The 10,932-nt window shown below is 44.6% G+C and carries 11 protein-coding genes; 6 read left to right on the plus strand and 5 right to left on the minus strand.

The genetic code is table 11. The features are described from left to right. The 5 genes from Q0C11_RS13250 to Q0C11_RS13270 form a co-directional block, all read right to left on the minus strand. A partial coding sequence (locus Q0C11_RS13250) for an LPS assembly protein LptD (RefSeq protein WP_293008745.1) occupies positions 1-1,607 on the minus strand: 1,607 nt, incomplete at its 3' end. Positions 1,608-2,032: 425 nt separating this feature from the next. Next, entirely contained in the window at positions 2,033-3,496 is a 1,464-nt protein-coding gene (gene ubiD / locus Q0C11_RS13255) for a 4-hydroxy-3-polyprenylbenzoate decarboxylase (RefSeq protein WP_293008747.1), read from the minus strand. 9 nt (positions 3,497-3,505) lie between these two features. After that, positions 3,506-4,375 (minus strand): 4-hydroxybenzoate octaprenyltransferase, encoded by an 870-nt coding sequence (ubiA, locus tag Q0C11_RS13260; RefSeq protein WP_293008749.1) that lies wholly within the window; start codon positions 4,373-4,375, stop codon positions 3,506-3,508. Continuing rightward, positions 4,372-4,914 carry a chorismate lyase gene (locus Q0C11_RS13265; RefSeq protein ID WP_293008751.1) on the minus strand — a complete coding sequence of 181 codons (543 nt, stop codon included), beginning with the start codon at positions 4,912-4,914 and terminating at the stop codon, positions 4,372-4,374. The genes ubiA and Q0C11_RS13265 overlap by 4 nt, the downstream gene beginning before the upstream one ends. Before the next feature lie 280 nt (positions 4,915-5,194). After that, the gene (locus Q0C11_RS13270) at positions 5,195-5,935 is read right to left on the minus strand and encodes a pteridine reductase (protein ID WP_293008753.1); all 741 of its coding nucleotides are present in this window, start codon (positions 5,933-5,935) and stop codon (positions 5,195-5,197) included. Positions 5,936-6,004: 69 nt separating this feature from the next. On the opposite strand from Q0C11_RS13270, the gene Q0C11_RS13275 reads away from it, so the two are divergent. From Q0C11_RS13275 to Q0C11_RS13300, 6 genes are all read left to right on the plus strand, one after another. Further along, positions 6,005-7,192: an SAM-dependent methyltransferase gene (locus tag Q0C11_RS13275; RefSeq protein ID WP_293008755.1), complete on the plus strand. Its 1,188-nt coding sequence runs from the start codon at positions 6,005-6,007 to the stop codon at positions 7,190-7,192. A gap of 225 nt (positions 7,193-7,417) precedes the next feature. Then, complete coding sequence (hisC, locus tag Q0C11_RS13280; RefSeq protein WP_293008757.1) at positions 7,418-8,503, plus strand: histidinol-phosphate transaminase; 1,086 nt, start codon at positions 7,418-7,420, stop codon at positions 8,501-8,503. A 41-nt stretch (positions 8,504-8,544) separates the two neighbouring features. Further along, positions 8,545-9,132, plus strand: a complete 588-nt coding sequence (gene hisB / locus Q0C11_RS13285; protein WP_293008759.1) for an imidazoleglycerol-phosphate dehydratase HisB — start codon at positions 8,545-8,547, stop codon at positions 9,130-9,132. Between the two features lie 24 nt (positions 9,133-9,156). Continuing rightward, positions 9,157-9,801: an imidazole glycerol phosphate synthase subunit HisH gene (gene hisH / locus Q0C11_RS13290; protein ID WP_293008761.1), complete on the plus strand. Its 645-nt coding sequence runs from the start codon at positions 9,157-9,159 to the stop codon at positions 9,799-9,801. 55 nt (positions 9,802-9,856) lie between these two features. Then, entirely contained in the window at positions 9,857-10,612 is a 756-nt protein-coding gene (hisA, locus tag Q0C11_RS13295; protein ID WP_293008763.1) for a 1-(5-phosphoribosyl)-5-[(5-phosphoribosylamino)methylideneamino]imidazole-4-carboxamide isomerase, read from the plus strand. 69 nt (positions 10,613-10,681) lie between these two features. Beyond that, the coding region (locus tag Q0C11_RS13300) for a HisA/HisF-related TIM barrel protein (RefSeq protein WP_293008765.1) at positions 10,682-10,932 on the plus strand (251 nt) is incomplete at its 3' end.

The following is a 10,932-nucleotide window of genomic DNA, read 5'->3' on the forward strand; positions in this document are numbered from 1 at the left end:
GCTACACCACGGTTAGCATCGTTAATACGATCGCCACCACTGAATCTATTTTCAGTCAATATCTGCGCAAAACTGAAGTCATTGATTGCCGAATCAAAATTCGGCAAATAATCTTGATTACGGTACGGTGCATAAACATAGAATAAACGAGGCTCAAGCGTTTGGATCATGCTTCTGTCGCCAAAATTGAATTGACGATCAAATGCAATCCCACTATCCAAACTCACAATAGGTACCGTGCGATCCACGTTTTCACCTTTGGTATCCACTGGCGCAGCTAGATTGTAATGCGTGTAATGCAAGCCAAACTTGGGTGTGATATAGCCATATTCGCTACGTAATGGCGCACTGACGCTAGGATAAAAAATGGAACGATTTCCGTCGACAAGCGTTGGGTGATAAAAATTAGTCCAGCTACTTTGCAGTTCAAAATCTAGTTTGCCAACATTATACTTAGCCGCATTCACAGCAAAATGCGGCAGCCTCTCATAAGGCGACACAATTAGCGCAAAGGGATCCTGAATGGTCTGAAATCGTTGCGCAAATCCGGTGAAATTCAGAACACCATCCGTTCCCAATCTACCGTTATAGTTGACCCCACCCTGTTGTGACAAGTTAACCAAACTGGTCTGCGCCAAATTGGGTGTCAGCTCACGAAAATAACGATCATCCGAAACCGCGTTGTAATTCATAAAGCCCTGCCAGCCTTTTCCAATATTTTGCGTGTGTGTAAATAAAACACCCCAGCGGGTTCGATTTCTGTCGATGTCCTGCGGCAAAATATCAAACAACAAATGCCCATTCATATTGTTATTGCCGATATACCGAAATTCATTACTTAGCAGAAAACCACGCTCAGTCATAATTCGCGGTGTTACTGTCGCATCAATATTCGGTGCAATATTCAAATAAACTGGCAAACCTACATCAAAACCGGTTCTAACGTTATAACCTGCAACAGGCGCCAGTAAGCCGGTTTTGCGTTTACCGCTATAGGAAAAATCCAACCAAGGTGAATACAAAATCGGTACATCTTTAAACACCACACTGACATGCCGTGCAGTACCGACCTCTTTCTTGTTATCAATTTTTAGTTCTTTGGCACGCAGATACCAATCATGGTTCCCTTCCGGGCAAGCAGTATAATTGGTATCTTTAATCCGGTAATTATCTTTACCCTCGAACAACAAAATATCACCAGCACCACGCCCCTTACCTTCTTTCATTGAGTAACGGGGTTCGGTTAAATGACCCACTTCGGTCTGCAGATTAATTTCAAGTTGCTGACCTTGCAGGATATCAGTGGGTCGTTCCAGACGCACATTTCCTTCAACTTCAGCATCTTCCGTTTGCTGATAATATTTCATCCGGTCTGCGGTGAGAACATTATCACCATGATGCAATTCTGCATTTCCAGTCGCTTCAATTTCCTGCTTGTAATAGCCAGTAATTTTGTCAGCTTCAATCGATACCGGTTTTTTCTGCGGCTTTATGATCGGTTTTTGCTCGTTTTCTAATTTGACGACGGATGATTCATTACTCCAACACGTCAGCGGTAAACCAAGCAAGATCAGAAAAAGTATACTTCGAATAATTCGTCTCATCATTCTGCTGTTAGTTTAGGAAATCCTGGTGGAGTTGATTCAATTGTTCGTTTTTCCTTTTGTCTTGATCCATGCGCCAGAAAAATCTCAATATTTAGCAAAAATGGTCATTTGAATTATTAGGCATTGTACTATTTCTTTTAACAGGTAATCCATCAAAAAACAGAATAATAATTCAGCAAGATAGTCAAATCGCAATTATGATTCATGAAGCCCAAAATAAACCATCCTCGCCAAGCACAGTGCAACCTGCAAATAATTCAGTTTCAGCAATTCTTTCAAATACAGTCGCAAAAATGGTAGAAAATTATCAACACAACTATCCTCTATAGTTGCAACTCATATCTTTTATATGCATTTCTGGCAATTGCCAGAAATGCATACTCACGGTCAATGACAGAATGATTTGTCAAATATCTCACAGCAAATCAAATTCCCAGTTCTTGCCATATCATGTCGACTCGTTTCTTGGTTGCAACATCCATCACAATCGGCGTACCCCACTCCCGGTTTGTCTCGCCAGGAAATTTATTCGTCGCATCCAGCCCCATCTTACCGCCTAACCCCGAGATCGGGCTGGCAAAATCCAAATAATCAATCGGGGTATTTTCAACCAGCAAAGTATCGCGCACAGGATCAACCCGAGTGGTAATCGCCCATATCACTTCTTTCCAGTCGCGCACATTGATGTCGTCGTCGGTGACAATAATGAATTTGGTATACATAAACTGACGCAAAAAGCTCCAGATGCCAAACATCACGCGCTTGCTATGTCCTGCATATTGCTTTTTCATACTGACTACCGCCATGCGATATGAACATCCTTCAGGCGGCAGGTAAAAATCAGTGATTTCCGGGAATTGTTTTTGCAATAAAGGCACGAATACCTCATTCAATGCCACACCAAGAATCGCGGGTTCATCGGGTGGTTTGCCGGTATATGTGGAGTGATAGATCGGATTGCGTCGCATCGTGATGCGATCGATAGTAAATACCGGGAAAGTCTCCTGCTCATTATAGTAACCGGTATGGTCACCGTAAGGGCCTTCCAAAGCGGTTTCACCGGGATGAATCGCACCTTCCAGCACAATTTCTGCAGTAGCAGGCACCTGTAAAGTATTGCCGATACATTTGATCACTTCAGTTTTAGCACCGCGCAATAATCCAGCGAACTGGTATTCGCTTAAGGTATCCGGCACAGGCGTTACCGCACCTAAAATAGTCGCCGGATCGGCACCTAAAGCTACGGCTAAGGGATAGGGTTTATCTGGATACAGCATGCTGAATTCACGATAGTCCAGGGCGCCTCCCCGGTGCGCCAGCCAGCGCATGATGACTTTGTTAGAGCCAATGACCTGTTGACGATAAATGCCCAGATTCTGTCGTGTTTTGTTCGGTCCCCGGGTCACCGTCAGGCCCCAGGTAATGAGCGGCGCGACATCGCCCGGCCAACAGGTTTGAATCGGTATTCGACTCAGATCGACGTCATCACCCTCCCACACAATTTCCTGACACGGTGCGCTACTCAATTCTTTTGGCGCCATATTCAGCACTTGCCTAAGCACCGGCAATTTATCCCAAGCATCTTTCAAACCTTTTGGCGGATCAGGTTCTTTTAAGTAAGCTAGTAACTTACCTACTTCGCGCAACGCCTCGACTGATTCCTGCCCCATGCCAAGCGCAACCCGCTTCGGTGTGCCGAATAAATTGCCCAGCACCGGCATGCTATGTCCTTTAGGATGTTCAAAGAGGATTGCCGGACCTTGCGCTTTCAGGACACGGTCGCAGATTTCCGTCATTTCCAGCATGGGATCAATTTCCGTTTGAATACGTTTCAGTTCGCCCATCACTTCCAGCTGCGCCAGAAAATCGCGCAAGTCTTTATATTGCATAAAAAATCCTTAATGCTGAAAAATCAAGAAGTCGAGTGCGATTCCGGTAAATACCACCATGCCTACCCAGTTATTGTGTAAAAACGCCTTAAAACACAACGTCCGCTCGCGGTTACGAATCAATGTGTACTGGTATGCGATCAACCCCGCAGCAACCAGTAATCCAGCATAATATGCCAGATTCATCTGCTGCCACTGGCCGATCCCAATCATAATCACGATAAAACAAACATGGCATACCATCACACCCAGCACATCAAACTGACCAAAAGTAATCGCCGAAGTCTTGATGCCGATTTTCAGATCATCCGGCTTATCGACCATGGCGTACGCCGTGTCATAGGCAATTACCCAAAATAAATTGGCCAGCATCAAGATTCCGGCCAGCGGTGGCAGGCTATCCGTTTGCGCCGCAAAAGCCATTGGAATACCAAAGCTGAATGCGATTCCTAAAAAAGCCTGCGGCATTGCAAAAAAACGCTTAGTAAACGGATACGATCCAGCCAACAAAAGCGCCGGCAAAGATAGCAGGATGGTTAGTTGATTCAAAGGCAAAATCAGTAAGAACGCGCATAAGCTTAATCCTGCCGCCAGCACCAAAGCTTCTTTGGAACTGACGCGGCCTGTCGCCATCGGGCGATTCTTAGTGCGTTCGACATGCGGGTCAATTTCACGATCAGCAAAATCATTGATAACACAACCCGCCGAGCGCATCAGCACGGCACCCAGAACAAAAACAAACAAAATATGCCAATCGGGTAACCCCTTTGCCGCAAACCACAGCCCCCAAAGCATCGGCCACAACAACAGTAAAATTCCAATCGGTTTGTCGAGCCGCATCAATTGCGTGTAAGTTCTAATTCGATCAGTAATATTCACAATGGCAAATCCAAAATAGCAGGCAAAAATACCTCCGTTACTAAGATCGACTGGCCGTGTAACGTAAACAACGAACGCCTTGCCCATAGATTATGAGGTTTTTCTGGCAAACGAGCACAAGCCCGATCATACAAAAAATGACTGCGGCTTAATTTTTTAAATTCCAGCGGCGTGCGTTTGATTTTAGGATTGGTAAATAACACTGTCCCCAAAGATTTATTACCCAAGCCACTCAACCCTCGCCACGCCCCGCGCAGATCTTTATGCGCCACCACCGAATGCGCAAACACCACTGGCGTATTGCCACAATAGAGATACACTTCTCGCACCATCGCCCATTCACTGGCGCGCAACCCCATCACGCTTTGTTCATCCTCATAAATTTTGCTGAGTGACTGAAAAACACGCTTGACACAAAACTTCACGCAACGATCCTGGATACGGCGCGTTAAAGATCCACTATCCTGCAACCAAACGCGGTAATGATATGGAATAGATGTCAATGCAGCACGCCATGCCAGTGGATGGGCTTTATTCATTGTGGCAAAACAAATAATTGGGATAATTGCATGATGAGTAATTTTGTACTACTACTGGAATCAGGCAAAGCCGCTCTAAAAATGGTTGGAACGGGATTATACAATAGTCTCAATACCAGAATGATATAACCCATGAAAACCTTTGGGACGAGTCAGCTCGTCTGAACTGACGCTAAAGCGAGTTAGCGTTATTAACATCCGATATGGGAAATACAATTATTAAGCGCTGCGATAGAAAAACTTTGAATTGTACCGGCTAAACTTACAGGCATTTGATGAACTATAGATGGATACTGCGTCCGCCATCCACTGCAATAATTTGCCCGGTAATATAAGGTGCATCAGCAATTAAAAATTGTACCGTTTTGGCAATATCATCCGGCTCACCGCAGCGTTTGAGCAAGGTGCTGACAATTATCTGTTCGCGCGCTGCTTCATCCGCCCATTCACCATCTTGCGGCCATAAAATCGGCCCCGGAGAAACGCCATTGACACGCACCTCGGGTGCCATTTCTACCGCCAATGACTTGGTCAGTGCTAACAATCCACCTTTGGCAGCGTTATAAATCACATAGTTCTTCAACGGCCGCTCAGCATGGATATCCACGATATTCACGACACAACCTCGCTGCGCTTTCAAATACGGCGCCATTGCTTGGGTCAAGAAAAGCGGCGCCTGAAGATTGCTGCCGATAAGATCATTCCAGTCTTCCAGTGTGCATTGTGGGAGCAGTGTCGGGAAAAAGCTTGAAGCATTATTAACCAGAACATCCAATTGCCCAAAACGGGTAACTGCTTTTTTCACCAATTCGGGAAATAATGCAATATCCAACAAATTGGCCTGCACCAAAGCTACTGAATCAGCGCGTTGTTGATTCAACTCATCGTGCAATCGCTTGGCTTCTTCGAATGACGACCGATAATGCACAATCAACCTTGCACCCTGCGCATGTAACCTGCGGCAAATAGCTGCGCCTACCCGTTTCGCCCCGCCGGTAATCAAAATCACTTTCCCCTGCACGCACGCCCCTTTAAAAGTACTGCTACACTGTTTACCTTTGCAATTTACCACAAAGAATCTTTCTTGCTTATGTCTTTACAACCCAGCTTCCCGCTCCCCAGTGAAATCGCACTGACTCACAGTCACTCAGTATCGGCGCTGATTAAAGAACAGATTCTTGCTTCAGGCGGATGGATTTCTTTCGAGCAATTTATGAATCTGGCGCTGTATGCACCTGGAATGGGTTACTACAGCAGTGGCGCAACCAAATTAGGTAGTGCCGGAGATTTTGTCACCGCGCCAGAAATTTCTTCATTATTTGGCCGTACTCTGGCACTCCAACTAGCGCAAATTTCCCAACAGCTTAAGCAGGCTGATATTCTGGAGTTTGGTGCGGGATCGGGCAAGCTGGCGCTCGATATATTGCTCGAACTGGAAAAAACCGCTGCATTACCGCAGAAATATTTGATTCTGGAAGTAAGCGCCGAACTGCGCCAGCGGCAACAAACGCTACTGACTAGCGAGGCGCCTCACCTCATGCATCGCGTGGAATGGCTGGAACAGCTACCCGATCCATTTAGCGGCATTATACTGGCCAATGAAGTACTGGATGCAATGCCGGTGCATTTGGCCGTATGGCAGGATGATGCCATCTTAGAACGTGGAGTGATCTGGCAAAACAATCAATTCGCCTGGCAAGATCGGCCCGTGCACGATACTGATCTTTATGCAATTTGCAATCAATTAACACCCCGCATTAATCCGGATAATCAATCAGGTCTTGAATATGTCAGCGAGATCAATCTTGCCGCGGCTGGTTTTATGCGCAGCTTAGCCAAAATCCTTCAGCAAGGCGTTATCCTATTGATTGACTATGGATTTGGATGCAATGAATACTATCACCCTCAGCGCAGTCAAGGCACGTTAATGTGCCATTATCGCCACCACGCCCATGACAATCCCTTTTATCTCCCCGGCCTGCAGGATATCACCAGCCACGTTGATTTCAGTGCGATCACGGATGCCGCGGTCGATAGCGACCTTTCACTTCTGGGCTATACGACCCAGGCCTTTTTTCTGATTAACTCCGGAATTACCCAAATTCTGGCACAAACACCCATCGAAGATACTGCCCGCTACTTGCCACAATCCAATCAATTGCAAAAACTGGTCAACCCTGCCGAAATGGGCGAATTATTCAAAGTTATCGCCTATGGAAAAGAATTTACTGAACCGCTGATCGGGTTTAGCACTGGAGATATGAGTCGCTTGTTATGAAAATCCGATAAAGAACAGTTGATGATTGCTCTTATATTGACGCCCTCTCACAAGCGAAAAGCAAGAATTAAATGAGCTAGAAGTTTTAATTGCACCAAACCGACTAAGTAAATATCAAAGTGAGTTTCACAAACTAATGCAGAATCTGGTCGTTTTAAAAGAGACCAGTCAGCATTCCGCGCTGTTCCCACATATTACCGTTAGATTGGGTTAAAATAGACGTCTATGAGTAATTCATCTGTTCCAGAACATATTATAAGACCGGAAATTCTTGCGCTCTCTGCGTATCATGTTCCTCCTGCTGCAGGCATGATTAAATTGGATGCGATGGAAAATCCTTATCCGCTATCGCCGGAACTGCGTGACGAAATTGCACAACTGACTGCAAATGCGCCTGTTAATCGTTATCCAGATGCCAGCGCGGCTTTGCTTAAACAAAAATTACGTCAGAACCTAGAAATTTCCGATGACATCGATATTCTGCTCGGCAATGGATCGGATGAGATCATTCAAATTATTGCGATGGCGGTAGCCAAGCCCGGTGCAGTACTTATCAGCGTAGAGCCCTCTTTCGTAATGTTCCGGATGATCGCTACATTCGCGAATATTCAATATGTTGGCGTGCCTTTAAAACAGGACTTCTCGTTGGATCTGGACGCCATGTTGGCTGCAATTGTTAAATATAAGCCTGCTGTCATCTTTCTGGCTTACCCCAACAATCCGACTGGAAATTTATTTGATCGCGCAGAGATCTTAAGCATCATACAAGCTACTGCTGGTATTGTCGTAATCGATGAAGCCTATCAAGCTTTTGCTGATACCAGCTTTATCAATGAATTAGTTCAATATCCCAATCTATTGTTGATGCGCACGTTATCCAAATCAGGATTGGCTGGTTTAAGATTAGGATTATTACTGGGAAGAACTGAGTGGTTGGAACAACTGGAAAAAATGCGCTTACCTTATAACATTGGCATAATGACGCAAATAATTGCTGAGAAAGTATTACACCACACTTTAGTTTTGTCAGAACAAGCGGAAGCTATCAAATCAGAACGCACAAAAATGAGTACATTTCTTGCTACAATAGATAATATTAAAGTGTATCCTTCGAAGGCTAATTTTATTTTGTTTCAAATCCATGCGGCCACGCAAATTTTTCAAGCACTGAAACAACACAAAATATTAATCAAAAATTTAGATGGCACCCACCCTTTATTAGAAAACTGTTTACGTGTAACTATAGGTACACCGGATGAAAATTCTCAGTTTTGTTCAACATTACAAGCCATACTGAGTAAAACAGTTTAAAATCAGATTTAAATTCGTTATCTTACTCAAGATTTCTTCCTATGCGCAGAGCACAAGTTATTCGTAACACACTAGAGACTCAGATCAATATTAATCTGAATTTGGATGGAACAGGTAAATCTACTCTGGAAACCGGAGTGCCATTTCTCGATCATATGCTTGATCAAATAGCTCGTCACGGCATGATCGACCTTGAAGTGATTGCTAAAGGCGATTTACATATTGATGCACATCATACCGTTGAAGATATCGGCATTACTTTAGGTCAGGCACTGACGAAAGTAGTAGGAGATAAAAAAGGATTGCGCCGCTATGGTCACGCCTATGTGCCACTTGATGAGGCGTTGACACGTGTAGTCGTAGATTTATCAGGTCGACCAGGGTTGGTATTTAATGTTGATTTTACCCGCGCGCATATTGGTGATTTTGATGTCGATCTGATTCATGAATTTTTCCAGGGACTAGTAAATCACGCCTTGATAACTTTGCATATCGACAATATATCTGGAAGAAACGCGCATCACCAGGCTGAAACTGCATTTAAAGCGTTCGGACGGGCATTACGTATGGCCATTGAGCTTGACCCAGCAGCGGTCGGAATTATCCCATCCACCAAAGGCACTTTGTAAGCATTTTTTCAACAAAATCATTGTATGACTGATATCGCAATTGTAGATTATGGAATGGGAAATCTGCGTTCTGTTCACAAAGCATTAGAACATGTTGCTCCTACTTTATCGATCACAGTAACGGGCGATCCGGATATCGTGCGAAAAGCGAAGCGTGTCGTAGTACCCGGGCAAGGCTCAATGCGTAATTGCATCCATGAGCTCGAGGCCCGCGGGATACGAGAAGCCGTAATAGAAGCGGCCACCCACAAACCCTACCTCGGCATTTGCCTCGGTTTACAAATGCTATTTGAAGAAAGCGAAGAAGGAAATGTCAAAGGCTTAAACATTCTGCCGGGAAAAGTAGTGCACTTCCCAGCCGCAACCATGACGTCATCGCAAGGACAGAAACTGAAAGTACCCCACATGGGCTGGAATCAAGTTTATCAAGCCATAAAACATCCATTATGGGAAGGTATCGCTGAAGATGCGCGTTTTTATTTTGTGCACAGTTATTATGTGGACACCTCTGTTGGCGCATCCATCGCTGCGCAAAGTAATTACCCGTTTCCATTTACTTGCGCCATTGCACAAGATAATATTTTCGCGGTACAGTTTCATCCGGAGAAAAGTCAATCAGCAGGATTAACGCTATTGAGCAACTTTACCAAATGGACACCGAATTTCTAAAATCAAAAATGTAGTAAACTGACCTTTTTAATCAATTATTAATTCTGATTAAGCGATGCTGATTATTCCTGCAATAGATCTTAAAGACGGCCACTGTGTGCGACTAAAACAAGGGGTTATGGAAGATGCAACGATATTTTCCAAAGAACCTGGTGAAATGGCCGCACATTGGTTAAGCCAAGGTGCTCGTAGGCTCCATCTTGTCGATTTAAACGGTGCATTCGCCGGAAAACCAAGAAATGAAGCCGCGATCCTTGAAATTGTTCAGTCTCTCGATGACCAGATACCCATTCAATTGGGCGGAGGCATTCGCGATCTTGATACAATCGAACGTTATCTTGACGATGGCATTTCTTATATCATCATCGGCACTGCAGCCATCAAAATACCCGGTTTTCTGCAAGACGCCTGCAACGCTTTTCCAGGGCAGATTATGGCTGGGCTAGATGCAAGAGATGGCAAGGTGGCGGTTGATGGCTGGTCTAAAATTACTGGCCATGATGTCATTGATCTAGCCAAAAAGTTTGAAGGTTATGGAGTAGAAGCAATTATTTACACGGATATCGGCAGAGATGGCATGCTCAGCGGCATTAACATTGAAGCAACTATCGAATTAGCCAGAGAACTCACCATACCGGTTATTGCCAGCGGCGGCATTACCAATATAAGTGATGTTCAGAAATTGTGTGAAATCGAATCCGAAGGAATTATCGGGGCCATTACTGGGCGAGCCATCTATGAAGGCTCTTTGAATTTCAAGGAAGCTCAAGTTTTGGCTGATCAATTGAGTAAAGATAACGGTATCTCATAAAAGACCCCTCCTTTAGAAAATTAATACCGCGCATTTTACTTCTCTACCTACAATCGGCTTTTTACACTGATGAGTCTCGCAAAACGTATTATTCCATGTTTGGATGTAACCAATGGGCGTGTGGTTAAAGGTGTTAATTTCGTTGAACTGCGTGACGCAGGCGATCCGGTGGAAATTTCTCGCCGCTATGATGAGCAAGGTGCCGATGAGCTCACTTTTCTAGATATTACAGCCAGCTCGGATAATCGTGACCTAATTCTGCACATTATTGAAGATGTTGCCACGCAAGTATTTATTCCTTTGACAGTTGGTGGCGGCGT

This window comes from Nitrosomonas sp. (assembly GCF_022842015.1).
Taxonomy (GTDB): Bacteria; Pseudomonadota; Gammaproteobacteria; order Burkholderiales; family Nitrosomonadaceae; genus Nitrosomonas.

Excerpts from the sequence above, each read along its gene's own strand:
- hisB (WP_293008759.1), top strand. The coding sequence starts at position 8,545 with ATGCGCAGAGCACAAGTTATTCGTAACACACTAGAGACTCAGATCAAT.
- hisA (WP_293008763.1), top strand. The coding sequence starts at position 9,857 with ATGCTGATTATTCCTGCAATAGATCTTAAAGACGGCCACTGTGTGCGA.
- Q0C11_RS13275 (WP_293008755.1), top strand. The coding sequence starts at position 6,005 with ATGTCTTTACAACCCAGCTTCCCGCTCCCCAGTGAAATCGCACTGACT.
- hisC (WP_293008757.1), top strand. The coding sequence starts at position 7,418 with ATGAGTAATTCATCTGTTCCAGAACATATTATAAGACCGGAAATTCTT.
- hisH (WP_293008761.1), top strand. The coding sequence starts at position 9,157 with ATGACTGATATCGCAATTGTAGATTATGGAATGGGAAATCTGCGTTCT.
- ubiD (WP_293008747.1), bottom strand. The coding sequence starts at position 3,496 with ATGCAATATAAAGACTTGCGCGATTTTCTGGCGCAGCTGGAAGTGATG.
- Q0C11_RS13265 (WP_293008751.1), bottom strand. The coding sequence starts at position 4,914 with ATGAATAAAGCCCATCCACTGGCATGGCGTGCTGCATTGACATCTATT.